General features: G+C 71.8%; 23 protein-coding genes. 15 read left to right on the top strand and 8 right to left on the bottom strand.

From position 1 onward, the window contains the following. The first annotated feature begins 14 nt into the window (after positions 1 to 14). Positions 15 to 476: a GNAT family N-acetyltransferase gene (locus IEZ15_RS13505; protein WP_189276775.1), complete on the top strand. Its 462-nt coding sequence runs from the start codon at positions 15 to 17 to the stop codon at positions 474 to 476. On the opposite strand, the gene IEZ15_RS13500 is transcribed toward IEZ15_RS13505, so the two are convergent. Further along, positions 428 to 1,195 carry an alpha/beta fold hydrolase gene (locus IEZ15_RS13500; RefSeq protein WP_189276773.1) on the bottom strand — a complete coding sequence of 256 codons (768 nt, stop codon included), beginning with the start codon at positions 1,193 to 1,195 and terminating at the stop codon, positions 428 to 430. The genes IEZ15_RS13505 and IEZ15_RS13500 overlap by 49 nt on opposite strands. 95 nt (positions 1,196 to 1,290) lie before the next feature. Here IEZ15_RS13500 and IEZ15_RS13495 point away from each other — a divergent pair, with 95 nt between their 5' ends. The 3 genes from IEZ15_RS13495 (at position 1,291) to IEZ15_RS13485 (ending at position 3,936) form a co-directional block, all read left to right on the top strand. Beyond that, positions 1,291 to 1,776, top strand: a complete 486-nt coding sequence (locus tag IEZ15_RS13495) for a peroxiredoxin (protein WP_189276771.1) — start codon at positions 1,291 to 1,293, stop codon at positions 1,774 to 1,776. Between the two features lie 121 nt (positions 1,777 to 1,897). After that, the gene (locus tag IEZ15_RS13490) at positions 1,898 to 2,407 is read left to right on the top strand and encodes an NfeD C-terminal domain-containing protein (RefSeq protein ID WP_189276769.1); all 510 of its coding nucleotides are present in this window, start codon (positions 1,898 to 1,900) and stop codon (positions 2,405 to 2,407) included. Positions 2,408 to 2,478: 71 nt separating this feature from the next. Beyond that, positions 2,479 to 3,936 (top strand): flotillin family protein, encoded by a 1,458-nt coding sequence (locus IEZ15_RS13485; protein WP_189276767.1) that lies wholly within the window; start codon positions 2,479 to 2,481, stop codon positions 3,934 to 3,936. A gap of 79 nt (positions 3,937 to 4,015) precedes the next feature. On the opposite strand, the gene IEZ15_RS13480 is transcribed toward IEZ15_RS13485, so the two are convergent. After that, a complete protein-coding gene (locus IEZ15_RS13480) occupies positions 4,016 to 4,411 on the bottom strand; it encodes a nitroreductase/quinone reductase family protein (RefSeq protein ID WP_189276765.1) in 396 nt (131 codons plus the stop codon). A gap of 194 nt (positions 4,412 to 4,605) precedes the next feature. Here IEZ15_RS13480 and IEZ15_RS13475 point away from each other — a divergent pair, with 194 nt between their 5' ends. Continuing rightward, positions 4,606 to 5,076 (top strand): cation:proton antiporter regulatory subunit, encoded by a 471-nt coding sequence (locus IEZ15_RS13475; protein WP_114245401.1) that lies wholly within the window; start codon positions 4,606 to 4,608, stop codon positions 5,074 to 5,076. A 2-nt stretch (positions 5,077 to 5,078) separates the two neighbouring features. Next, positions 5,079 to 6,326, top strand: a complete 1,248-nt coding sequence (locus IEZ15_RS13470) for a cation:proton antiporter (protein ID WP_114245402.1) — start codon at positions 5,079 to 5,081, stop codon at positions 6,324 to 6,326. A 24-nt stretch (positions 6,327 to 6,350) separates the two neighbouring features. Here IEZ15_RS13470 and IEZ15_RS13465 read toward each other — a convergent pair whose 3' ends face one another. Beyond that, positions 6,351 to 6,905, bottom strand: coding sequence for a MarR family winged helix-turn-helix transcriptional regulator (locus tag IEZ15_RS13465; RefSeq protein ID WP_114245403.1), 555 nt, complete (start codon positions 6,903 to 6,905; stop codon positions 6,351 to 6,353). Positions 6,906 to 7,002: 97 nt separating this feature from the next. On the opposite strand from IEZ15_RS13465, the gene IEZ15_RS13460 reads away from it, so the two are divergent. Beyond that, a complete protein-coding gene (locus tag IEZ15_RS13460; protein WP_229845868.1) occupies positions 7,003 to 7,560 on the top strand; it encodes a nitroreductase family deazaflavin-dependent oxidoreductase in 558 nt (185 codons plus the stop codon). Here IEZ15_RS13460 and IEZ15_RS13455 read toward each other — a convergent pair. Continuing rightward, positions 7,508 to 8,464, bottom strand: a complete 957-nt coding sequence (locus IEZ15_RS13455; protein WP_114245405.1) for a M56 family metallopeptidase — start codon at positions 8,462 to 8,464, stop codon at positions 7,508 to 7,510. The genes IEZ15_RS13460 and IEZ15_RS13455 overlap by 53 nt on opposite strands. A 7-nt stretch (positions 8,465 to 8,471) precedes the next feature. Continuing rightward, positions 8,472 to 8,969: a BlaI/MecI/CopY family transcriptional regulator gene (locus IEZ15_RS13450; protein WP_189276761.1), complete on the bottom strand. Its 498-nt coding sequence runs from the start codon at positions 8,967 to 8,969 to the stop codon at positions 8,472 to 8,474. A gap of 163 nt (positions 8,970 to 9,132) precedes the next feature. Between IEZ15_RS13450 and IEZ15_RS13445 the strand changes: the two genes are divergently transcribed. Next, positions 9,133 to 9,588 carry a tellurite resistance TerB family protein gene (locus IEZ15_RS13445; protein ID WP_114245407.1) on the top strand — a complete coding sequence of 152 codons (456 nt, stop codon included), beginning with the start codon at positions 9,133 to 9,135 and terminating at the stop codon, positions 9,586 to 9,588. Positions 9,589 to 9,885: 297 nt separating this feature from the next. Further along, positions 9,886 to 10,275, top strand: coding sequence for an SAV_915 family protein (locus IEZ15_RS13440; RefSeq protein WP_189276759.1), 390 nt, complete (start codon positions 9,886 to 9,888; stop codon positions 10,273 to 10,275). A gap of 75 nt (positions 10,276 to 10,350) precedes the next feature. On the opposite strand, the gene IEZ15_RS13435 is transcribed toward IEZ15_RS13440, so the two are convergent. After that, a complete protein-coding gene (locus IEZ15_RS13435; RefSeq protein ID WP_189276757.1) occupies positions 10,351 to 11,421 on the bottom strand; it encodes a PucR family transcriptional regulator in 1,071 nt (356 codons plus the stop codon). Between the two features lie 260 nt (positions 11,422 to 11,681). On the opposite strand from IEZ15_RS13435, the gene IEZ15_RS13430 reads away from it, so the two are divergent. The 5 genes from IEZ15_RS13430 to IEZ15_RS13410 all read left to right on the top strand — a co-directional run bounded on the left by IEZ15_RS13430 (position 11,682) and on the right by IEZ15_RS13410 (position 22,418). Then, positions 11,682 to 12,353 (top strand): hypothetical protein, encoded by a 672-nt coding sequence (locus IEZ15_RS13430; RefSeq protein WP_189276755.1) that lies wholly within the window; start codon positions 11,682 to 11,684, stop codon positions 12,351 to 12,353. 106 nt (positions 12,354 to 12,459) lie between these two features. Beyond that, the gene (locus IEZ15_RS13425) at positions 12,460 to 14,574 is read left to right on the top strand and encodes a flotillin family protein (protein ID WP_189276753.1); all 2,115 of its coding nucleotides are present in this window, start codon (positions 12,460 to 12,462) and stop codon (positions 14,572 to 14,574) included. A 167-nt stretch (positions 14,575 to 14,741) separates the two neighbouring features. After that, positions 14,742 to 19,709, top strand: a complete 4,968-nt coding sequence (locus IEZ15_RS13420) for a DNA repair ATPase (protein ID WP_189276751.1) — start codon at positions 14,742 to 14,744, stop codon at positions 19,707 to 19,709. A gap of 30 nt (positions 19,710 to 19,739) precedes the next feature. Continuing rightward, on the top strand, positions 19,740 to 21,731 hold the full coding sequence (locus IEZ15_RS13415) for an NAD-binding protein (RefSeq protein WP_189276749.1): 1,992 nt from the start codon (positions 19,740 to 19,742) through the stop codon (positions 21,729 to 21,731). Positions 21,732 to 21,809: 78 nt separating this feature from the next. Further along, positions 21,810 to 22,418, top strand: a complete 609-nt coding sequence (locus tag IEZ15_RS13410; protein WP_189276747.1) for a 3'-5' exonuclease — start codon at positions 21,810 to 21,812, stop codon at positions 22,416 to 22,418. A gap of 20 nt (positions 22,419 to 22,438) precedes the next feature. Here IEZ15_RS13410 and trpS read toward each other — a convergent pair whose 3' ends face one another. Then, the gene (gene trpS / locus IEZ15_RS13405; RefSeq protein ID WP_189276745.1) at positions 22,439 to 23,485 is read right to left on the bottom strand and encodes a tryptophan--tRNA ligase; all 1,047 of its coding nucleotides are present in this window, start codon (positions 23,483 to 23,485) and stop codon (positions 22,439 to 22,441) included. Between the two features lie 232 nt (positions 23,486 to 23,717). Next, positions 23,718 to 23,948 (bottom strand): hypothetical protein, encoded by a 231-nt coding sequence (locus tag IEZ15_RS13400; RefSeq protein WP_229845867.1) that lies wholly within the window; start codon positions 23,946 to 23,948, stop codon positions 23,718 to 23,720. Positions 23,949 to 24,134: 186 nt separating this feature from the next. Between IEZ15_RS13400 and IEZ15_RS13395 the strand changes: the two genes are divergently transcribed. Continuing rightward, a complete protein-coding gene (locus tag IEZ15_RS13395; RefSeq protein ID WP_189276743.1) occupies positions 24,135 to 24,821 on the top strand; it encodes a DNA alkylation repair protein in 687 nt (228 codons plus the stop codon). Positions 24,822 to 24,869: the final 48 nt, after the last annotated feature.

Here is a 24,869-nt window from a genome sequence, read left to right as displayed (position 1 = left end):
ATAGGCTCCGCGTCATGAGCGTCGAGGTAGAGATCGTCCACGAAGCGACCGGGGAGATCGTGGCCGCCTTCGCCCGGCTGTTGCCCCAACTGTCCTCGACCGCCCGGCCACTGGATCACGAGGCGATCGACCGGCTGGTGCGGTGCGAGACGAACACAGTGCTCGTCGCTCGCGCCGCGGGCAGCATCGTCGGAACGCTGACGCTGCTTCTGCTTCCCGTGCCGACCGGGCTGCGGGCCCGTATCGAAGACGTCGTGGTCGACACCGAAGCGCGTGGGCAAGGGATCGCGGCCCTGCTGACACAGGAGGCGCTGACGCTGGCCCGGGAGGCGGGCGCGCGGACCGTCGACCTCACCTCCCGGCCGGACCGCGCCGCCGCGAACCGGCTGTACGAGCGTCTGGGCTTCCGGGCGAGGGAGTCGACGGTCTACCGATTCCCGATGGACGGCCCGGAGCTGCGCCCGGTCCGGTCGTAGTCCGGCCGGCCGAGGTCCAGCCGGTCGAGGTCGAGGGTTCCGTGCGTCGCCGGAGCGTTTGACGGGAGCCGGAGTGCGGCCGCGACCGCCTCGGGGAGCGGGGCCAGGCCCAGCAGGCCGGTGGCGACCCGTGTCGTCAGCGCGTGCCAGGTCCGGGCGCGCCGGAGCATCGCGTGGTCGCTGCGCCGGATCGCGACGAGACAGGCGTGGGCACCGGCGCGGCGGGCGCGGCCGGTGAAGGACTGGGATGCCCGGGGGCTCGTGATGCGGTCGCGGGTGCTGTGCAGCAGGACGACATCGCGGCCGTCGAGTTGGGTGACCGGATCGTCGGCCGGACACCATGGGGCGAGGCCGACCACCCCGCGTACCAGCGGATGACCGGCGGCGCGGAAGGCGGCGCGGGCGCCCATCGAGTGGCCGACCAGGACCACCGGGATCTCGCCGGCCTCGCGGCGCAGGGCGTCGAGGGAGGCCACGACGTCGTGGAAGGGGTCCTCGCGGGGGCCGTTCCAGCCGCGGCGGGTGTAGCGGGCGGTGCGTACGAGAACATCCGTTGCGCCGTCGCCCGTCGCCGTGGCGATGGCCCGCGCGAACGGGCGCATCCGCACGGCGGGCAGGTTCAGCGGGCCGGGCGGGGGCGGACCCAGGCCCGTTTCCGCGCCGCCGTGCAGCAGGAACACGGCCGCGGACGGGCGGACGGCGGACGACGGTTCTGTCATACGTGCCTCCTGGTGCGAGAGCCGGACCCGTGACGAGCATGCTGTAGAACACGAACCGGAAGACTTCCGCAGCACCGGACCACGGAGGAAACGACATGGGATCGTCACCACAACTCGGCAGTACCGTCCAGGACTTCACACTGCCGGGCGGCGCGCTGACCGGCGAGACGTTCGAGCGCCGCGACTACACCCTTTCCGCCGCACGCGGCCGTGCCGTGGTCCTCGCGTTCTACCCGGGCGACAACACGGCCGTGTGCACCAAGCAGCTCTGCTCGTACTCCTCGGGCATGGAGACCTTCGGCGAGCTCGACGCGGAGGTCTGGGGAATCAGTCCACAGGGTGTGGACAGCCATGAGTCGTTCGCCCGCGCCCACGGGCTGCGGATGCCGCTGCTCGCGGACACCGGACGGGAGATCGCCCGGGCGTACGGCGTCGCGGCGCCCGGGATCGGGGTGCGCCGCGCGGTCTTCCTCATCGGGCCGGACGGCGTACTGCGCTGGAAGCATGTCGCCGTGCTCGGAGCCACGTTCCAGTCACTGGACACACTGACCGAACACCTGTCCGGCATCAAAAACGCGTAAAAGATTGCCGGAACCCGGCAGTATCCGTTGCCGGGTGCGTATGGGATCATCCAGGCAGTTCGACGGAAATGTTCGGGGGAGACATGTCCGGGGGATTTCGCAGATGGGGGAGGGCGATCACATGACCTTGTTTCTCGGTCTCGGCATTGCGGGAATCGCCCTGCTCGCCCTGTCCCTGATCTTCGACGGCATCCTCGAAGGTCTCTTCGGAGGCGTACTGGACGGCCTCTTCGACGGCCTCCTGTCCCTCCCCGTCATCGCCGGATTCCTCTCGATGCTCGGCTTCGGCGGCGCGATCGTGCTCGGCACCACCGGCGCCGGCACGGTCGCCGCCACCGCCGCCGGAGTGCTGGCCGGGATCGTCGCGGCCTGGCTGACCTGGAAGTTCAGCCGGGCCCTGATGCGGGACCAGACCAGCGTCACACCGCGCGGCGACGATCTCGTCGGCACGTCCGGGTCGGTCGTCACGGCCATCCCGGCCGACGGTTACGGCGAGGTGCTGCTGCAACTCGCCGGTCAGACAGTGAAGTTGGCGGCGAAGAGCCCGGTGCCGGTCGAACGCGGCACCGAGATCTGGGTGGAGGCCGCACTGTCGACCACCTCGGTCGCGGTCCGCCCCGTCGAGCGCTGACCACCGCCCGAGCCGATACACCGCCCGAAATCAAGCTGCCGTCCCCGCAGGGAGGCAGGGGGGACACCCTTATGAGCCCAGTCGTGACCGCAGTCATCGGAGTCGTCGTACTCCTGGTACTGCTCGCCCTCGTCGTCATCACCCGCTACAAGGTCGCCGGGCCCAGCGAGGCGTTCATCATCACGGGACGCCGCGGCAAGAAGTCGACCGACCCGGTGACCGGCCGCACCAGCATCGACAACAGCGGCCAGAAGGTCGTCGTCGGCGGCGGAGTCTTCGTCGTCCCGTTCGTCCAGCAGAAGTTCACCCTGGACCTGTCCAGCCGGCACATCCCGGTGGCCGTGCGCGGAGCCGTCACCCTGCGCGGCGTGAAGTCCAACCTCGAAGGCGTCGCGATCGTCAAGGTCGGCGGCAGCGAGGAAGCGATCCGGGCCGCGGCCCAGCGATTCCTGCAGCAGCAGGACGGCATCGTCGGCTTCACCCAGGAGGTGCTCTCCGGCGCACTGCGCGCCATCGTGGGCCGGATGTCGGTCGAGGACATCATCCGCGACCGTGCCGCGTTCGCCGGCCAGGTCGCGGAGGAGGCCGAGGCCAGCCTCTCCGGGCAGGGCCTGATCCTGGACGCCTTCCAGATCCAGGACATCACCACCGAGGGCTCCTACCTCGAAGACCTCGGCCGCCCCGAGGCCGCCCGCGCCAAGCAGGAGGCGGACATCGCAGAGGCGATCGCCAAGCGCGCCTCCGAGCAGGCCAGGCTCAAGGCCGCCGAGGAGATCGCGATCGCCGAGCGGACCTTCTATCTCAAGCAGGCCGAGATCAAGGCCGAGACGGAAGCCGCCGCGGCCAAGGCCAACGCGGCGGGCCCGCTCGCCGAGGCGGCCCGCCAGCAGGAAGTCCTCGCGGAGCAGGAGAAGGTCGCCCAGCGCCAGGCCGCACTGACCGACCGCGAACTCGACACCAAGGTCCGCAAGCCCGCCGACGCCGCCCGCTACCAGGCCGAGCAGGAGGCCGAGGCCCGCCGGATCGCCCAGGTCAAGGAGGCCGAGGCGGACGCCGAGAGGTCCCGGCTGACCGGTCAGGGCGAGAAACTGCACCGCTCGGCCCTCGCCGACGCCGTGCGCATCGAGGGCGAGGCGGAGGCCGCGGCCATCGCGGCGAAGGGTGCCGCCGAGGCCGAGGCCATGCAGAAGAAGGCGGACGCGTTCGCGCAGTACGGCGACGCGGCCGTGCTCCAGATGCTGGTCGAGGTGCTGCCGCACGTCGTCGCCAAGGCGTCCGAGCCGCTGAGCGCCATCGACAAGTTGACCGTGATCTCGACGGACGGCGCGAGCCAACTGTCGCGTACGGTCACGGACAACGTCGCCCAGGGCATGGAACTTCTCAGCTCCACCACGGGAGTCGACCTGGCGGCCCTGCTGAAGAACCTCAAGGGCGGTTCGGCTTCCGCGACTTCGGCCGATCTGCCGGACCGGGCACCGGACGCGGCCCCCGCCGCATCCGCCAACGGGAAGATCGAGATCACCGACTGATCCGACCCGCACCACGCGCGTGCCCGGCCGACACCGCACCGGCCGGGCACGCGCACGTCCAAACCGGTGGAGGCCGGCGTCAGTCCGCCAGATCCACCCGCACCGTCAGCAGGTTCGTACCCAGGGCCCGCACCACGGCGCTGTTGTAGCGCGGCAGCCTCTTGAGCCGGGCCCGGGCGTCGTCCTCGGGGAGGGGGTGGGCGGTGCCGGTGTGCCACTGGCCCTTGATGCGGACCCGGACCCGGGGGTCGGCCTGGATGTTGCGTACGTACTGCGACTTCTCGCCGTACTCCGAGACCAGCCAGAACTCCTGGCCGACGCGGCTGCCGCCGACCGGAGTGCGGCGCGGGAGGCCGGAGGTGCGGCCCGTCGTCTCCAGGAGGGTCTGCGACCGCGACTGTCTGGCGAGCGGGTTGACGACATGCCGCTGGAACGACGTGACCGCCCGGAACTTGAGCTCTCGGCTGCGCGACATTCTCGGCCCTTCCGCCGGTTCCTGCGGTCGCCCGGAAGGCGGCCTCGGCCACACACCGGCCCGGGTGAGTTTAGTCATGGGCCCCGCCCCGCGCCCGTACGCCGGAGGCGGCGGGAGCCTCCGGATAAGGTAATGCGCAGCTAAAGAAATCACCAAGTACGTCAATGAACCGCCGTACCTCTCGGGAGGAAGCCATGGGAACCCACCGCACCACGCTGCCCGGAGTCGGTGTGCAGTACGACTACACGACCGAGTCGGGACAGCACATTTCCGTCGTCGTCCACCACGACGGGCGGCGGTTCATCGGCTTCTACGACCAGGACGATCCTGATTCGTGCCGGCTCTCGGTACCCCTGACACCGCAGGAGGCCACCGGTCTCGCGCACCTCATCGACTCCGCGCCGATCGACGCCGTACGGACCGAGGGCATCGATCTCGTCACCGAGCACATACCGCTCGGGACGCGCTCTCCGTACGGCGGGCGGCTGCTCGGGGACACCCGGGCGCGGACGCGGACGGGGGCCTCGATCGTGGCCGTGCTGCGGACGCACAGTGCGCACCCGTCGCCGGGGCCGGACTTCCGGCTGGCCATCGGGGACACGCTTGTCGTCGTCGGTACACGTGAGGGCGTCGACGCGCTCTCCGAGATCATTGCGGAGGGCTGACCGTGCACGACACGACCGCACTGCTGGTGGAGCTCGGCTCCGTCATCCTGGGGCTCGGGATCATCGGCCGGTTCGCCGGGCGGATAGGGCTCTCGCCGATTCCGCTCTATCTGCTGGCCGGCCTGGCATTCGGGGACGGGGGGCTGCTGCCCCTCGGGGCCAGCGAGGAGTTCACCGCCGTCGGCGCCGAGATCGGCGTCATTCTGCTGCTGCTCCTGCTGGGGCTGGAGTACAGCGCGTCCGAGCTGGTGACCAGCCTGAAGACGCAATATCCGTCCGGGGTCGTCGACTTCGTGCTCAACGCGACGCCCGGCGCGGTGGCTGCGCTGCTGCTCGGGTGGGGGCCCGTCGGGGCCGTCGCACTGGCCGGGGTCACCTGGATCTCCTCGTCCGGCGTCATCGCGAAGGTGCTCACCGATCTGGGGCGGCTGGGAAACCGGGAGACGCCCGTCATTCTCGGGGTTCTGGTCATCGAGGACCTGTCGATGGCCGTCTATCTGCCGCTGCTCACCGCGATGCTCGCGGGCGTGGGCTTCGCCGGGGGCAGCATCGCGCTGCTCGTCGCGCTCGGCACCGTCGGGTTCGTGCTCTATCTGGCGCTGCGGCACGGGCGGCTGATCAGCCGGGCCGTGTCCTCCGACAATCCGGAGATGCTGCTCCTCGTCGTCCTCGGGCTGACGGTCCTGGTGGCCGGGGTGGCCCAGCAGTTGCAGGTCTCCGCGGCAGTCGGGGCGTTCCTCGTCGGGATCGCGCTCTCGGGGGAGGTGGCGGAGGGCGCCCGCAAGCTGCTGACGCCGCTGCGCGATCTGTTCGCCGCCGTCTTCTTCGTGTTCTTCGGACTCTCCACCGATCCGGCCGAGATTCCGCCGGTACTGCTTCCGGCGGCACTGCTGGCCGTCGTCACCGTCTTCACCAAGATCGGCACCGGGTGGTACGCGGCCCGGCGGGCCGGGATCGGGTCGCCCGGGCGGTGGCGGGCCGGTGGCACGCTGGTGGCGCGCGGTGAGTTCTCCATCGTCATCGCCGGCCTGGCCGTGGCGACCGAGCCCCGCATCGGGCCCATCGCCACCGCGTACGTCCTCATCCTCGTCATCGTCGGACCGCTCACCGCCCGCTGGACCCAGCCGGCCGTGACCCGGATCCAGGCGTGGCGGGACCGGAACGGCAAGGACGGGACAGGGGCCGGCGAGGTTCCCGCCACCCGTCCGGCGCCCGCCGCGCAGGAGGAGTTCGTCTCCTCGGCCGACTGAGAGCCTGTCGGGTGACCTCTGAGGTCAGACGTCGTGGTGGGCGGGGAGGTCGGACGTCCAGCCCAGCGGGTACCCGTCCGAGCCGTCCCCCGGCACAGGAGGTTCGCCGCCCGCGACGGTGAACGCGGTCAGCGCGTCGATCAGGGCGGTGCGCTGCTCCGGGGCGAGGCGTTCGACGATCGCGGCGATCTCCCGGCGGCGGCCCGCCGTGACGTCGTCGACCAGCCGGCGGCCCTCAGGGGTCACCCGAAGCACCGTCTCACGGCGGTTGGCGGGGTTCACCTCCCGCTCCGCGAGACCGGCGGCGATCAACCGGTCCAGCATGCGCATCGCGGTCGAGGGGTTCACCCCGAGCCGATCGGCGAGCGTCACCAGCTTGGCGTTGCTGTTCGTGGACAGCACGACAAGGAGCCGGAACTGGGGCAGCGTCACCCTGTCCTCCACCGCCGCCAGTGAACGTGCGGAGACGGCGACGAGCAGCCTGGAAGCCGTCAGTACGGCGCGCGTCACCTCATCGACGTCGTCGTCCCCGCCCCGGTCCGGGGGTCGGTCCTCACGTGGTTGTTCGTGCGCGGCCATGCCTCTTTGTACCGTGCCGGCCGGTGGTACTCGAATCGGTACGCGCCCCGCGCGCCGGGCACTGGCACAAACATTTGGACTGTGCAACGTTTGCATAGTGACGTATCAGCCTTCCGGTCCCTCCGAGCCGCACCGCCCGCCCCCGTCGACCGGCCGGCGGCGCAGGATCGAACGGCTGCCGGCCCAGCTCTTCCGGATGGGGCTCGGGCCGCTGTTCCGGGGGCGGGCGCTGCTCCTCGTCCACACGGGGCGGGTGTCCGGCCCGGCCCGGCGCACCGTCGTCGAGGTGGTCGAGACCGCGGTGGTCGACGGTCGGCGTTGCTGGACGGTCGTGTCCGGGTCCGGGCCCGACGCCGACTGGTACCGGAATCTGATGCGTACTCCCCAGGCCACCGTGCAGGCCGGCCGCCGGTTCCATGTGGTGACCGCGCAACCCGTGCCGCCCGGGGAGAGCGCGGAGCTGATGGCCCGGTACGCGCCGCGGCGCTCCGGGCTCGCGCGCCGGCTCTGCGCGTACATGGGGCTCGGTTGCACGGGCTCCGGCGTCGACGCGAGCGCGGACGGCTGTCGGCGCACCGGCGAGCCGGCCCCCTTCGTACGGCTCATAGCGGGGTCGCCGCGTGCAGGATCCGCACCAGCGCCACCGCCGCGTTGAGCGACGAAAGCGCCGAGACCGCGGTGCCCGCCGTCGCGACGAGTGCCGCCAGGGCGGCATGGGCGGACGACGGGGGCCACAGCCGGGCCTGCGGAACCGGGGCGAGCAGCGCCGCCACCCGGCGCGGTACGGGGCCCGCCGCCGGAGCGGAGCTCGCGAAGGCGGCGAAGCCGACCGAGGCGTCCGGGGCCCGGTGCGAGAAGAGCGCCGCCTTCCCGACCGCGACCGCCACCACACGCCGGTCGCCGACCACACGTGCGGCCTCCTCGTCCGCCCATCGTTCGGTACTGAACGCCACCGCCGTGCGCAACGGCAGCAGGAACGGGTTGGCGCGCGCCGCGAGTTGGGCGGCCAGCAGATAGCGGTGGTGCCGGGCGGCCAGATGGGCCCGCTCATGGGCGATCAAGGCCCGGCGCTCACCGGCGTCCAGGCACCGGGTCATCGCGGTCGAGACGACGACCCGGCCCGGCTTGCCGGGCAGTGCATAGGCGTACGGCTCCGGGTCCGGGAGCACGGCGACATCGTCCGAGGTGACGGAAGGGGCGGCGGACAGGGCGCGGCCGGCGCGGATGCGCAGCCGCACATGGCGGTACACCGTCCACCCGCACGCCCCGATCACCGCCGCCAGCACGCCGATCGCGGCGATGCCCGCATTCACCTCGTACGGCACCGCGTCCCGCACCTGGGGGTCCGACCAGCTGTCCGGCAGTGGATTGCCCGGGAGCTGGGCCGTACCGACCACCACCAGCAGGCCCAGACACAGCGTGCTGCACAGGGCGAGCAGCGTGCCGACGACGGCGAGCAGCCGGGTCGCGCTGCGGGGGTGCAGATGCTGTTCGGCGAGGCGCGCGATCGGCAGCGCGGTCAACGGCAGCACGAGCGGCAGACAGACGAAGACACCCATCGGACCGCTATCGGCCTTCCATGCCAAGGGGGTTGTCCGGGTCGTCCGGGGCAGCCGCGCGGGCCAGGAGCGCGCGCAGCCGTTCCTCGTCGCCGGGGGACAGGGCCGAGATGAAGCGGGCGAGCACGGCGTCCCGGTCCCGTTCGCCGTCCAGTACGCGGCGCATCCGCAGGGCCGCGAGACCGGCCTCGTCGGAGGCGGACGTCCAGGTGTAGGAGCGGCCCTCGCGGGACCTGGTCACGGCGTTCTTCGCATAGAGGCGGGAGAGGATCGTGATGACGGTGGTGTACGCGAGGTCGCCGTCGAGGTGTTCCTGCACCCAGCCGGCCGTCGCGGGGCCGTTCGCCGAGTGCAGTACGGCGAGGACCTGGGCCTCCAGTTCGCCCTGCCCGCGCCTGCGGAGCCGCCGGCTGTCGGGGCGTACGGGATCGGGACCCACGGCGTCGGGCACTTCCTCGCGGGGCGGCTCGTTGTCCGGGTGGTGGCCGGGCCTGGCCGAGTCCATCTGGGGTCCGCCCTTCTGCGATACCGCGTCAGCCGCGGCGTCGCAGCATCCTACTTACCGATGTTCCCGGGACACAGCGGGCACCCGTCCTGCTAACTTCTACACGTCTGTAGAGTTGGAATTCATTCCGGCAACACAACGCAACGCAACGTATGGAGACGTCATGGCACTGTGGGATCGGATCAAGGAATCCGCTTCGTCGATGCAGTCGCAGCTGGAAGCGAAGAAGAACGACCTGAAGAGCGGCGCGTTCCGTGACGCGAGCATGGCCATGTGCGCCCTGGTCGCGGCGGCCGACGGTTCCATCGACCCGTCCGAGCGCCAGCGTGTCGCCTCGTTGATCGCCTCCAACGACGTTCTGCAGAACTTCCCGGCGGACGATCTGCAGCGCCGCTTCAACGACTACGTGAACAAGCTCACCGCCGACTTCGCCTTCGGCAAGGTCAGCGTGCTCCAGGAGATCGGCAAGGCGAAGAAGAAGCCTGCCGAGGCTCGTGCCGTCATCCAGATCGGCATCGTCATCGGCGGCGCCGACGGCGACTTCGACAAGACGGAGCAGGCCGTCGTCCGGGAGGCGTGCTTCGCGCTCGACCTCCCGCCGCACGAGTTCGACCTCTGACCCTTCCCCTGCCCGACGGACCGGCTCCGGCCGGTCCCACCCCCAGAGCGCCGGATCAACCACGGGCCGACCGACCACCGGCCCGTGTCCGGCAGGCCGGGGGTGTGCCACCCCCCGATGCACACCTCCGGCCACTTCCTTCCGAGACCCCGCTCCCCGCAGCACGCATCAGCGTCGCGTCACGGGTGCGGGGTCTCGCGTCAAGTGCGTGTCAGGGCCGTACCGGCTCCCCTCACGTACGGGCATAACGTGAGGGGTGCAGCACGCATGCACCCGGGCCCGTCGAGGAGGCACACCATGTCCGACAGCAGCGGAACGGACGACCCCGAACCTCTTGAACCCGGCCCGGCCGGACCTCTCTTCGTCCCCGTCCGGCCGGGACCGGCCGGTTGCCCCACCGGATGGACGGCGCGGTTCTTCCGCACACCGCTGGGCGACCGCACAGCCGTCGGTTTCACCTCCGCGCACCGGCTCGCCGCCACCCTGGGCGACGGTCAGTCCTGGATCAGGCTCTCCGAACCGGCCCTGCGCGCGCTCGGCATGCCGCTCGGTGTCACCGCCCTCACCGTCGATCCCCAACTGACCGCGCAGGCTCCCGGACGGGCCGACGCCCCTGCGGCCGGGGCCCGTCGGCGCAGCCCGTATCCGAGGTCCGGGACCACCGCCGCCACCCGGTGCGGGCGTTGAAGAAGAGGCGGGAGAGTCACGGACCCCGCGGATGAGGTCACGGATCCCGCAGGTGCGGCATCGGTGCGGACCGGGTCACACCTCCTTGGCCGGCCAGTCCAGCAGCCGGGCGCCGATGACCGCCGTCTGCAGGGTGTAGCGGTGCACCGGGTCGGACGGATCGGAACCGGTCAGCTGATGGATCCGCTCCAGCCGGTACGTGAGCGCCCGCACGCTCAGCGACAGCCGACGGGCCGTCTCGGCGGACACACAGCCCGCGTCGAAGTAGACGGTGAGCGTCTTCAGGAGGGGTTCGGCGCCGCCGCGCGCCTGCTTAAGGGGACCCAGCTGACTGCGCACCAGATCGGCCATCGCCTGCCGGTCCCGGGTCAGCACCGGATAGACCAGCAGGTCGGCGGCGTACAGCACCGGATCGTCCAGATCCATCCGTTCCGCGAGATCCAGTGCGTCGAGCGCCTCGTCGTACGACTGGACGACGCCTCCGGGGCCCGGGTGCGGGCGGCCGACGGCGACCCGCCCGCCGTCCGTCGCCGCGTGCGACTGCTTGGCGAAATACCGCAGGACATCGGGCTGGCTGCCCGGGGCGATACAGACCAGCCGCCCGTCCTTCGTCGTGATCAGGATCTTCCGGCCGCTGAAGCGCGCGAGCAGCGCCGCCTCGACCGCGCGCGGCACGGAGTCGGTCTCCGTGTACGCCTCCGGGCCCGTCGCCACCGCGACCGCGTGGGCGCGCGAGAGGCGCAGCCCGAACCGGGTGGCCCGCTCGGCGAGCCGGCCCAGATCGCTGCGCCCGTACAGCAGATCGTCGATGAACTCGCGGCGCGCCGCCTCCTCGCGCCGAACGGTGAGCCGCTGGGCCCGCTCGAAGCCCGCGGCGAAGGCGTCGACGGCCTGCTCGACCGCTGCCAGCACGGAGTCGGTGGACGCCTCGTCGGTGACGGCGGCCTGCGGCCAGGAGGTGCGGGTCGCCGCGAGATGGAGGCCGACCAGGGCGCGCAGCTGGAATCCGGCCTCGGCCGCCTCCCGGCCCAGGAGCCGGCGGGTGTCCAGCTCGTCCCGGGTCAACCGGCGGCCGGTGGTGGCGACATCGGCCAGTATGCGGGCATAGTCCCCCAGATACTCGTCGGGAATCTCCGGCTCCGGCACGCGCACTCCTCAAGTCCTGACGCAACGTTGACACTCACCCAACGCATACCGGCCGGTGCCTGTGCCCGGCATCAAGGACGTACAAAGATTGCCGGACTCCGGCAGTGCCTCACACGGCCCCGAGTGACACGATCGATCAGCACCAACCGGGGGAACACGGGGGATACGGGGGAAGGCCCGGCTGCTGCGGCACCGCTCTGTGCGGTGCCGCAGCACCGGGGTCACCACCGGACCGCCCGCAAGGAACAGGGGGCGGACCGATGCAGGAGTTCCTGAGTGCGGCAACCGCCTTTCCCGCCGTGCTGTTCGGCGCCGCGCTGGGCGTCGTCGTCTTCTTCTGGCTCCTCGTGCTGGCCGGTGCGGCCGACCACCATTCCTTCGACGGAGACCTCGACACCGGCATGGCCGGGATCGGCGGGGTGCCGGTCACCGTCTCGGTGTCCGTGATGGTCGTCGTCGGCTGGTTCACGAGCCTGACCGGTACGGTCCTGCTGCATCGCAGCGGTGTCACCGGCATCACCCGCGCGTGGCTCGCCTGTGCGGTGTTCGCCGGGGCGCTGCTGATCGCCTGGGCCGTGATGCGGGTGCTGGTGCGCCTGGTGCGCCGGCGTTTCCCGGACGAGCCTCCTCCGTCGCGGCAGGACTTCCTCGGCCGGATCTGCACGATCCGTACCGGTTCCGTCAGCTCCGACTTCGGCCAGGCCGAGGTCGCGGCGGCCGACGGTTCCACCGCGATCGTCCAGGTCAGGCTGCTCGGCCCGGCGGACGACGCGGTTCTCACCTCGGGCAGTGCGGGGCTTCTGTACGCGTACGACGACGAGGGCGAGTTCTTCTGGGTCTCGCCGTACGACAAGGCGCTGGACCCGGGACCACCGAAGCCGCGCCCGGGTTCCCGCCCGGATGCGCGCCGGACTCCGCGTCGCTCCGGCTGACCGTCCCGCCCGTCGCGGCCGCAGCGCCGAATCCGCCCTGCCGTCCGGCCATCCGGGCGGGAACCTCCGACCTCTCCACCTTCCTCACCAGCCGCCAAGGACTGTCATGGATGCCATCACCCTGGGCTTCGGTGTGCTCGTAGCCGTTGTCCTGCTCATCGCCGTCGCCCTGCTTCTCGTCATCAGCCGGCTCTTCCGCAAGGTGGAACAGGGCAAGGCTCTGATCATCTCCAAGACCAAGAAGGTCGATGTCACCTTCACCGGGGCCGTCGTCCTGCCGGTGCTGCACAAGGCCGAGTACATGGACATCTCGGTGAAGACCATCGAGATCCGGCGCACCGGGCGCGAGGGCCTGATCTGCCAGGACAACATCCGCGCCGACATCCACATCAACTTCTTCGTACGGGTCAACAAGACCGTCGAGGACGTCATCAAGGTCGCCCAGTCCATCGGTACGGAGCGGGCCAGCGACAAGGTCGCGATCCAGGACTTCTTCGCCGCGAAGTTCGCCGAGGCGCTCAAGACCGTGGGCAAGCAGCTGGACTTCGTCGATCTGTACACCAAGCGCGAGGAGTTCCGGGACCGGATCATCCAGGTCATCGGTACGGACCTGAACGGCTACCACCTCGACGACGCGGCGATCGACTTCCTTGAGCAGACGCCCATGACGCAGCTCGACGGCGCCAACATCCTCGACGCACAGGGCATCCGCAAGATCACCGAGCTGACGGCGATCGAGCACGTACGCACCAACGAGTTCCAGCGCACCGAGCAGAAGGAGATCACCCGGCAGAACGTCGACGCCCGCGAGACCATTCTGGAGCTGGAACGCCGGCAGGCCGAGGCCGAGATCAAGCAGCGCCGCGAGGTCGAGACGCTGCGGGCCCGTGAGGAGGCCGCGACCGCCCGGGTCCAGGAGGAGGAACGGCTCGGCGCCCAGACCGCGTTCATCCGCACCGAGGAGCAGCTCGGCATCCAGCGCGAGAACCAGGCCCGGGAGATCGCCGTCGCGCAGAAGAACCGCGAGCGTGTCATCGCCGTGGAGAACGAGCGCATCGAGAAGGACCGGCTGATCGAGGTCATCGGGCGCGAGCGGCAGACCGAACTCGACCGGATCGCCGCGACGAAGGAGGTCGAGGCCGAGCGCCGCGAGGTCGCCGATGTGATCCGGGAGCGGATCGCCGTGGACCGTACGGTCGCCGAGCAGGAGGAGTCCATCAAGACGTTGCGGGCCGTCGAGGAGTCGGAGCGCACCCGGAGGTCGGTCATCATCGCCGCCGAGGCGGAGGCCCAGGAGAAGCTGGTCAAGGACATCAAGGCCGCGGAGGCCGCGGAGGCCGCGGCCACCCACCTGGCCGCCGAGCAGCTGACGCTCGCCGAGGCCCGGCTGAAGACCGCGGACCTGGACGCCAAGGCGAAGCTGCGGCTGGCCGAGGGCATCCAGGCGGAGTCCGCGGCGCCCGGACTCGCCGAAATTCAGGTACGTGAAGCGGAGGCCGACGTCATCGAGAAGGCCGGTCTCGCCGAGGCCGAGGCAACGTCCGCCCGTCTCAAGGCCGAGGCGGAGGGGGCCAGGCTCAAGGCGCTCGCGGCGGCGGAGGGTACGCAGGCCCAGGCGACGGCCGACGCGGCGGTGATCGGCGAGAAGCTGAAGGCCGAGGCGGCGGGGCTCACCGAGAAGGCGGCCGCCATGGCGGCGCTGGACGACGCCTCGCGCGGCCACGAGGAGTACCGGCTGCGGCTCGCCGCGGAGAAGGAGATCCGGCTGGCCGGGCTCGATGTGCAGCGGCAGGTCGCCGAGGCGCAGGCGACGGTGCTGGCCACGGGGTTGGAGAACGCCGACATCGACATCGTCGGCGGGGAGTCGGTCTTCTTCGACCGGCTCGTCTCGTCCATCGCGATGGGCAAGAGCTTCGACGGGTTCGTCGAGAACTCGGACACGGCGAAGGCGCTCGCGGGGCCGTGGCTGAACGGCACGTCGTCGTTCACGGACGATCTGACGCGGGTGCTGGGGTCGGTGTCGACGGGGGACGTGCAGAACCTGACGGTGTCGGCGCTGCTGATGCGGATGATGCGAGCGCCGGGGGCGGGGGTTGCGCCGGGGCAGGTGCAGCAGCTGCTCGCCGCGGCACGGGAGTTGGGGCTGGCGGATGTCCCGGTGTCCGCGGTGGCGGGGGCGTCCGACGTACCCGCTTCGCAAAACGGGTCGCCGGTCGCATAGAGCGAACCCCGCTCGCCGGACGGGCAGGACGGATCGAGCCCGTCGAGGGGGTCCCCCCATGCCCTTAAGGCTATGGGGGAGATCGAGGACACGGCCCGGCAGCGGGACGCCCCCGCACCACACACCTCGTAGCCCGTAGCCCGTAGCTCGTAGGGAGAGCAGCACGTATGGAAACCGACACCACGACCGCACCGCCCGCCGGCGGCCCCGTGGACGCGGGGACGTACGACGTGCTGCGCCGCAGGCTGACCGCCCGGGCCGCCGATCTCGCGAGCCGCGCCGAGGCGCTCAACGCGCGGCGCACGGAGGAGTTCGGGTCGACCGAGCTCCGGCTCACCGGCACCGAGCAGATCCGTACCGAGCAGCCATCCGTACCCCGCGACCTGGTGGCCGTGGGCGGCCGGCTGCTGTTCGGGTTCGAACGGGGCCCGGGGGCAGCGGAACCCGCCGGGGTCGGCGACGTACTCGTGCTGTGCGGCCCCGCGTTGGAGGAGGCACCCCACGGCGCGGGCGGTCTGCTCGAGGACGAAGCCTTCGTACGCGAATTCACCGACCTGCACCGTTACTACCGCGACGCCCGCCTCCTGCGGCTGCGCCGCGTGGACGGCAGGCTGCTCGCCGTCTTCCGTACCGGCGAGAGTGCCGACGGCATCCGCGTGCTGCGCTGGGCGCTCGCCCCGGACGGGTCGCCCGGCGCGTTCCTCGACGCGCGCGGCGACCGCGATCACGTCTTCCCGCCGTCGCACGACTTCACCTGGACCGTCGCGGGCCGCGAGGCCCACGTCCTCGGCCGGCACCCGCACATCGCCGTGGGCGGGGACGGGGACGGCACGGGCGCCGTCCTCTTCGTCGACACACTCGGCGGCACCCTCACCGTCAAGACGGTCAACGACACCGACACCCCCGAAGGGATCTACGAGGAACCGGTCACCGAACCCCTCCAGTCACTCGCCGACGCGGATGTCGAGCATGCCGTGATCGGCCCGCTGGTCCTGCTCCGCGTCCGCCCGTACAACGAGGAGTCCTGGCGGTATCTGGTCTTCAACACACTCCTCGGTACGGTCCTGCGTCTGGACCTCATCGGGCCCGCCTGCCACCGGCTCCCTGAGGACCAGGGGATCATCTTCCCCGGCGGCTACTACCTCACCACCGGCACCGCCAAGACCTTCGACATCGCCGAGCCGCTCACCGAGCCGGTCTTCGAGGGCGCGGTCCGCTCGCCGAACGGCGAGGACGTCCTGTACGTCTTCCGCTCCCCCGACGACGGCCGCAGCCTGCTCCTGCCCTACAACCTGATCCGGCAGGAGGTCGCCACTCCCCTCCAGGGCCGCGGCCACGCCCTGCTCGACGACGGCACGCTCGTCCTCCTGCGAGGCACCGCCACGGGCGACGAACCGGCTCGGGTTCACCCCTTGCAGCGCTGGCGGACCCCGTACGTCTCCGACACCCACGCGGCCTCCCGCCCCGCAGGGACCGGCCCGCTGGCCCGGGTCGGCAACGCCGATCTGGTGCGCGGGATCTCCGACTGCCTGGCGCTGGCGCACAGCGCCGCCGAGACCACACCGACCGCCGCCGTGTACGCACAGCTGGTCGCGGACTGCACCCGCGCCACCGACCGGTACCACTGGCTCACCGACGCCGAACTCGGCGCACTCGCCGCCCCGTTGGCGGAGCTGAAGGCCACCGCCGAGCAGGTCCTGACCGAGTTCGAGACCGTGCGGGAGCTGACCCGGCAGGCAGCCGACGCACTCGACGAGACGGCCGACCGGCTCACCGCGCTCGTCCGCCGCATCCGCGGCGAGGCCCCCCGCTCGGCCGCCGCCTGGGTGGGCCGGCTCACCGAACTCCGCCGCGCCCACGGCCACTTGGCGACGCTGGCCGAGATGCGGTACGCGGACACCGGGCGGATCGCCGAACTCTCCGCCTCGACCGCCGCCGACCTCGAATCGGCCGGGCAGCGCGCCGTCGCCTTCCTCGGCCGGGACGACGCCTTCACCGGCTACCACGAGTCCATCGCCGATCTCACCGCCGAGGCGTCCGGGCTCGCCACCGTCGCGGACGCGGCGGCGCTCGGCGAGCGGCTGAACGGCATGACGGACGGGCTGAGCACCGTCACGGACGTCGTCGCCGGTCTCGACATCGGGGACACGACGGTCCGCACCTCGATCCTGGAGCGGATCGCCGAGGTCCTCGGCGGGGTCAACCGGGCCCGCGCCACGCTCGAAGCCCGCCGCCGCGAACTCCTCGACCACGAGGGCCGCGCCGAGTTCGCCGCCGAGTTCGCGCTGCTCGGGCAGGCCGTCACCGGGGCGATCGCCGCCGCGGACACCCCGGACGCCTGCGACGATCAACTTTCCAAGTTGTTGCTCCAGCTGGAAAACCTGGAGTCGCGGTTCGCGGAGTTCGACGACTTCCTCGCCGAGCTGGCCGAGCGCCGGACGGAGGTGTACGAGGCGTTCTCGGCCCGCAAGCAGAACCTTCAGGACGCCCGCGCCCGGCGCGCCGAGCGGCTGGCGCAGTCTGCGGCCCGGGTCCTGGAGACCGTCTCCCGGCGGCTGTCCGCGCTGCCGGACCTGGACGCCGTGAACACCTTCCTGGCCTCCGACCCGATGGCCGCCAAGATCCGCCGCACCGCCGACGAGCTGCGCGAACTCGGCGATCCGGTGCGGGCCGAGGAGCTCGACGGGCAGCTGCTGGCCGCCCGCCAGGAGGCCGGGCGGGCGCTGCGCGACCGCAGTGAGCTGTACGCGGACGGCGGCGCCGTGATCCGGCTGGGCCGACATCGGTTCGCGGTGAACACCCAGCCCTTCGACCTGACGCTCGTCCCGCACGGGGACCGGCTCGCCTTCGCGCTCACCGGCACGGACTACCGGGCGCCGGTCACCGACCCGGAGTTCGAGGCGACCCGCTCGTACTGGGAGCAGACCCTCCCCTCCGAGTCCCCACAGGTCTACCGGGCCGAGCACCTGGCCGCCCGGCTCCTCGACGAGCGGGGCGCGGACACCCTCGCCGCCCTGCCCCCGGCCGAACTCGCCTCTCTCGTACGGGAGTCGGCCGCCGCCGCGTACGACGAGGGCTATCAGCGCGGTGTCCACGACGAGGACGCCACCGCGATCCTCACCACCCTGCTGCGGCTGCACGCCGGGGCCGGCCTGCTGCGCTGCCCGCCCGCCGTCCGGGCAACTGCTCAACTTTTCTGGGCGTACGGCACGGACGAGGCGCGGCGCACCTCATGGACCCGGCGGGCCCGCTCGCTGGCCCGCGCCCGCGAGACCTTCGGGCTCGCCCCGGCCGTCGACGCCCTTCAGGAGGAGTGGGCGGCCGTCATCGGCGGCGAGGCCCCGTCCGCCGTCGCCGCGTACCTCTTCGAGGAGCTGACGAGCGGCCCGGCCGGCTTCGTGACCAGCGCCGCCGTCCGCACGTTCCTGGACAAGTTCCGCCGTACGACAGGGACTTCGGCGTACGACGAGGATCTCGCCGCGCTGGGCGACGACCTGCCGGCCCGCCGCCAGCTCGTCGAGGGCTGGCTCGCCTCGTACGCCACCGCGAGCGGCACCGCGATCGACGCGGGCGATCTCGCGGAGGCCGTCGCCGTGGAGCTCTGCCCGGAGCCGGTGCTCGACCGGTACGACTGCGAGGCCCCGCTGACCGCACGGGTAGAGGGCCTGCTCGGCACGCACCCGCGCGTCGACCGGGGCGCGCTGGCCCTCCGGATCGACGAACTCCTCGCCCGTACGGCCGAGTTCCGTACCGCGGCCGTCCCCGGCTTCCGCGCCTACCAGCGTCGGCGCACCGCGCTCGTGAACGCCGAGCGGGCCCGGCTGCGGCTGGACGACCACCGGCCGCGCGTCATGTCGGCGTTCGTCCGCAACCGGCTGCTGGACGAGGTGTACCTGCCGCTGATCGGGGACAGCCTCGCCAAGCAGCTCGGCACCGCCGACGCCGACCGGCGCACCGACTCGCAGGGCCTGCTGCTGCTCGTGTCGCCGCCCGGCTACGGCAAGACGACGCTGATGGAGTACGTCGCCGACCGGCTCGGCCTGGTCCTCGTCAAGATCAGCGGCCCGAACCTCGGCCACGACGTGACCTCACTCGACCCGGCCCAGGCCCGCACCGCGACCGCCCGCCAGGAGATCGAGAAGATCAACTTTGCTCTGGAGACGGGCAACAACACGCTTCTCTACCTCGACGACATTCAGCACACCTCGCCCGAACTGCTCCAGAAATTCATTCCGCTCTGCGACGCCACCCGCCGTATCGAGGGCGTACGGGACGGCGAGCCGCGCAGCTACGACCTGCGGGGCAAGCGGTTCGCGGTGTGCATGGCGGGCAATCCGTACACCGAGTCGGGGGCCCGGTTCCGTATCCCCGACATGCTCGCCAACCGGGCCGACGTGTGGAATCTCGGCGAGGTGCTGAGCGGCCGCGAGGACGTCTTCGCGCTGAGCTTCGTCGAGAACGCGCTGACCGCCAACCCGGTGCTGGCCCCGCTCGCCGGTCGCTCCCGCGACGATCTCGCCCTGTTCGTGCGGCTCGCCTCCGGCACGGACCGGGCAATCCGCGCGGACCGGCTCGACCACCCGTACACGCCTGCCGAGGTGGACCGGATCGTCTCGGTCCTGCGTCATCTGCTGACCGCCCGGGACACGGTCCTGGCCGTGAACGCCGCGTACATCGCCTCGGCCGCGCAGACGGACGCGACGCGCACCGAGCCGCCGTTCCGGCTGCAGGGCTCGTACCGCAACATGAACAAGATCGCGGAGCGCATCGTGCCGGTGATGAACGACGCGGAACTCCTCGCCGTCATCGACGACCACTACGCGGGCGAGGCCCAGACGCTGACCACGGGTGCGGAGTCCAACCTGCTGAAACTCGCCGCGCTGCGCGGCCGGCTCACCGCCGAGCAGTCCGCGCGCTGGTCCGCGATCACCGCCTCCTACGTCCGTACCCAGGCGCTCGGCGCCCCGGAGGGCGACCCCGTCGCCAGGGCGGTCGCCGCACTGGGACTGCTCGCGGACCGGATCGCGGCGGTCGAGTCGGCGATCGTCCGGGTCGCGGACCCGCGCCGGCTGCTCGCACGCCCGCAGGCCCGGCACGCGGCACCGCCGTCCGCCGTTCCGCAGGAAGATCACTGACCGGCCGGGTACGACGGAGAGGAGCAAGGCATGCTGGGTTCCGTGTCCACACTTCCCCAGCAGCCCCAACGCTCCCCGCTCGGCGGGCACATGGTCGTCTGCGGTGACGACGCACTGGCCCAGCGGCTCGCCGTGGAGCTGCGCTATGTGTACGGGGAGCGGGTCACCCTCGTTCTGCCGCCGGGGCGCGACGCACGCCGGCCGGAGCTGCCGCTGACCGGGCGGGCCCGGGCGGCGGCGCTGTTCGGCCGGATGTCGCAGGCGATGAACCGCAACGGCGGAAACGGTTCCGCAGGTGCTCCCGGGAACGGCGACACCAATGCCGGGGTCGAGGCGGTACGCATTCTGGAGGCGCCGGAGCCGTCCGACGAGGCCTTCGAGGAGGCGGGCGTCGAATCGGCCGCCGCACTGGCCCTGGTCTATGACGACGACGAGCGCAATATCCGCGCGGCGCTGACCGCCCGCCGTCTCAACCCCCGTGTCCGGCTGGTCATCCGGCTCTACAACCGCAAGCTGGGCCAGTATCTGGAGACCCTGCTCGACCAGGCCGCCGCCGTTGCCGCACCCGGTCTTGACCCGACCGCGCCGGACGCGTCGACCACCGTCCTCTCCGACGCCGACACCGCCGCGCCCGCCCTCGCGGCGACCGCCCTCACCGGCTCCAGCAAGGTCATCGAGGCGGAGGGCCTGCTGCTGCGCGCCGCCGAACGCACCCCGCCCGAGGACGGCCGGGTCGCCGACCCCGGCCTGTGCACCCTCGCGCTGCTCTCCTCCACCACCCATGACCCGGCGGGCGCCGAGGGCTCCGACAGCAGCGGCGAGGAGGGCCCTCAACTCCTGCCCGACGAACGGCAGGTGGCCGCCGCGACGGGGCGTGGCACGGTCGTCCTGGAGGCGGTCAGCCAGGCGGGACCGGCCGGTCCGCCGCCCCGGATGGGCGGCAGGGGCGCACCGCTCAGCCAGTTCTTCTCCCGGCGGCTGCGCTGGTCGGCGCTGGGTGTCGGCCTGGCCGTGCTGGGCCTCGCCGTCGCCTCCACACTCACCACCGGCGACGATCCGCTGCACGCCGCGTATCTGACGCTGCTGGACCTGTTCGCGATGGGTGACCCGGCGATCGGCGACCCCCTGGCCCGTCAGGTGATCCAACTCCTTTCGGGTGTGGCCGGGTTGATGTTGCTGCCGCTGCTCGTGGCGGGCGTGCTGGAGGCCTTCGGGTCGCTCCGTACGGCCTCGTCCCTGCGCCGGCCGCCACGGGGCCTGTCCGGCCATGTGGTGCTGCTCGGCCTCGGCAAGATCGGTACGCGGGTCCTCGTCCGGCTGCGTGAGCTCGGCATTCCCGTGGTGTGCGTGGAGGACGACCCGGACGCGCGCGGAATCCCGGTGGCCCGGCGGCTGCACGTACCGGTGGTCCTCGGTGACGTCACGCAGGAGGGGGTGCTGGAGGCGGCGAAGATCCAGCGCTCCCGCGCACTGCTCGCCCTGACCAGCATCGACACCACCAACCTGGAGGCCGCGCTGTACGCCCGCTCCGTCAAGCCGGACCTGCGTGTCGCCCTGCGCCTGTTCGACGACGAGTTCGCCACCGCCGTCTACCGCACCCTGCGCACCGCCCACCCGCAGGCCCTGACCCGCTCCCGGTCCGTCTCCCACCTGGCCGCTCCGGCCTTCGCGGTCGCCATGATGGGCCGGCAGATCCTGGGCGCGATCCCGGTCGAGCGGAAGGTGATGCTGTTCGCGGCGGTCGAGGTCGCGGGGCACCCGCAACTGGAGGGCCGCACGGTGGAGCAGGCGTTCCGGGCGGGCGCCTGGCGGGTCCTCGCCCTGGACGCCACCCCGCCGGAGCACCGCCGCCCGGACCTGGCCACACCCGCCCCGGCCTCCCCGGACCGCCCGTCGGGCCTGGTCTGGGACCTGCACCCCGGGTACGTACTGCGCCCCGAGGACCGCGTGGTGATCGCCGCGACCCGCCGGGGCCTGGCCGAACTGCTGCGCAGGCGGCGGATCGTGGCACCGAGGCCGTAGCGGGGACGGTGGCGGGCCGTGGCCGCCGGCCCGAAATCCGGATGCCGGGTACGCGCCCCGCCGCCTACCGTGCCGCCCATGGACACGGCCCCCGAACTCCTGAACGTGATCGACATCGAGGCGACCTGCTGGGACGGGCAGCCGCCGCCCGGCGCGGTCAGCGAGATCATCGAGATCGGGCTGACGGTCGTCGACCTGCGCGCGGCCGATGGGGTCTCCCCTGCTCGAACGGAGTGGAGAGCTCGGGGAAGGGTCGCCCGCCACCGGATCCTGGTCCGGCCCGCCCGGTCCGCCGTCAGCGCGTTCTGCACCGAACTGACCGGTCTCACCCAGGCCGAGGTGGACACGGGCATGTCCTTCGCCGACGCCTGCCGTCTGCTGGCCTGTGAGCACCGGGCGGGGATACGCCCCTGGGCGAGCTGGGGCGACTACGACCGCAACCAGTTCACCCGCCAGTGCCGGGCGACCGGCACCCCGTACCCCTTCGGCCACCGCCACACCAACGCCAAGCTCCCCTTCACCGCCGCCCACGGCCTGCGCAAGCGCCCCGGCATGGCCCGGGCCCTGGAGGTGGCGGGCCTCCCCCTGGAGGGCCGCCACCACAGCGGCGCGGACGACGCCTGGAACATCGCGGCGCTGATCCTGGAGGTGGCGGCCCGGGGCGCCTGGCCAGAACCCACCACCTGACCACCCGCCGGACAGAGCGTCTAGAGCACGCCGCCCATCACCCCGCGCACCTCGTCCAGCGTCGCCGCGGCGACCGCGTCGGCGCGCTCGTTCCCGGCCCGGAGCACCGACCGTACGTACCCCATGTCCTGCGCGTATTCGGCCCGTCGGGCCCGGATCGGCGCCATCCGGCTGTTGACGGCGTCGGTCACCGTCCGCTTGAGTGCCGCCGCGCCGCCCCCACCGATCTCCTCGGCCACGGCGTGCGGGTCCCGGTCCAGACAGAGCGCCGCCAGCAGCACGAGCGAGGCCACCCCGGGCCGGGTCTCCGGTTCGTACGTGATGTGCCGCTCGGCATCCGTCTTCGCCCCCTTGATCAGCCGGGCCGTCTCGTCCGCGGTGGCACCGAGCGCGATGGAGTTGCCCCGGCTCTTGCTCATCTTGGTGCCGTCGGTGCCGAGCAGGAGCGGCGCGGCGGAGAGCAGCGCGTCCGGCTCCGGGAAGACCGCCCCGTACCGCTCGTTGAAGCGCCGGGCGACGGTCCGCGTGACTTCGAGGTGCGGCAGCTGGTCCTGACCGACGGGCACCAGATTTCCCTTGCAGAACAGGATGTCGGCGGCCTGGTGCACGGGGTACGTGAACATCAGCCCGCTGACGGCCGACTGCCGGGAGTGCGCGATCTCGTCCTTGACGGTGGGATTGCGGTTCAGCTCGGCGACGGAGACCAGGCTGAGGAACGGCAGCATCAGCTGGTTGAGCGCGGGCACGGCGCTGTGGTTGAAGACCGTCGAGCGCGCCGGGTCGATCCCGACGGCCAGATAGTCCAGCAGCATCGCCTCCATGTGCTCGGCGAGCCGCTCGGCGACGTCCCGGTCGGTGAGCACCTGGTAGTCGGCGATGATCACGAAGACCTCCACACCGAGGTCCTGGAGCCGGACGCGGTTGTGGAGGGTGCCGAAGTAGTGCCCGAGGTGCAGCGGACCGGTGGGCCGGTCCCCGGTCATCACGCGGAACTTCTCCGGGGCCTGCCTGATCCGCGCCTCCAGCTCGGCGGTGCGCTCCTCGGGCGATGCGGTGACGGTGCTCATGGGGTTTCTCTCCTCGCGAGTGCTGGTTGCCTGGAGGACGGCCCGCCGTGATCACCGGCATCCGTACCCGTACGAGGGCAGAGAAAAGGGCCGTCCGTCTCGAACGGCCCTGATTCCGTGCAGATGGGAGGTGGCCGCTCCTAGGAGGAGCGCCACCAGTTCCGGCACGGTACGAAGGTCATGGGCCGAGCTTAACGGAGCCGGACTCCGCCCACACGGCCTTTCCCGGCCCTCACCGTGCCCCGTACCCCCAGCGGTCCGCCCGGCGCGCCCACCGGCACCAGCCCCCGCCCGCCGCACGCACCGGGCTCCGGATCGCGTACCTGCGGCGGCAGGTCCGAGGCATCGTGCACTTCGATCCGCGCACTTCGTCCAGGGGCCGGAACCGGGTCTCGATCTCCCGCCCCGGCGAGACCTGGGCGTGCTGCCCGGCATCGGTCGGCAACTCGGACAGCACGAGCACCGCCGGCTCCTCCGGCTCCGACAGCCCCGACCCGCAAGCGCGGCGCGCAATTCCGCCCGAGCCGACGATACGCAACGTGGATACCGGCTCCAACGCCGTACGGCCGCGGCGCCGGACCGGCGTTCACGACAGGAGGCCGGCTCCTCTCCTGGGCTGGATCCCGCACATGATGAACAGGAGGCCGAGGTGGCCGGAACGAATCCGACCGGAACAACGCCGGCCGAGGTGCTGGCCGAGCTGGCAGGGCTGGAGGACCCGAAGGCACGCGCCGTGAACGAGAGGCACGGTGACGATCACGGCGTGACCCTCGGCAAACTGCGCGCGCTCGCCAATCGGTTGAAGACGCAGCAGGAGCTCGCGTGCGGGCTCTGGGAGACGGACGACACCGCGGCGAGGCTGCTGGCGATCCTGATCTGCCGCCCGAAGGCGTTCGAGCGGGACGAGCTGGACGCCATGCTGCGCGGGGCGCGCACCCCCAAGGTGCACGACTGGCTCGTGAACTACGTGGTGAAGAAGAGCCCGCACGCCGAGGATCTGCGCCTGGCCTGGTCCGCCGATCCGGATCCGGTAGTGGCGAGTGCCGGTTGGGCGCTGACCACCGAACGTGTGGCGAAGAAGCCCGAGGGCCTCGACCTCGCAGGACTGCTCGATGTCATCGAGGCGGAGATGAAGAACGCCCCGGACCGCCTGCAGTGGGCGATGAACCACTGCCTGGCCCGGATCGGGATCGAGCACACCGAGTACCGCGCCCGTGCGATCGCCATCGGTGAGCGTCTGGAGGTGCTCAAGGACTACCCGACTCCCCCCGGCTGCACCTCTCCGTACGCGCCCGTCTGGATCAACGAGCTGGTGCGCCGGAAGCACGGCAAGTAGGACGGTTCGCCGCCCGCGGCGAGCGTGATCGCGTACGTTGTGGCCCTC

It is taken from the genome of Streptomyces atratus (assembly GCF_014648655.1).
In the GTDB taxonomy this organism is placed as follows: Bacteria; Actinomycetota; Actinomycetes; order Streptomycetales; family Streptomycetaceae; genus Streptomyces; species Streptomyces atratus.
Note: the sequence above shows the minus strand (reverse complement) of the source record. Positions and strands in the feature narration are given on the sequence as shown.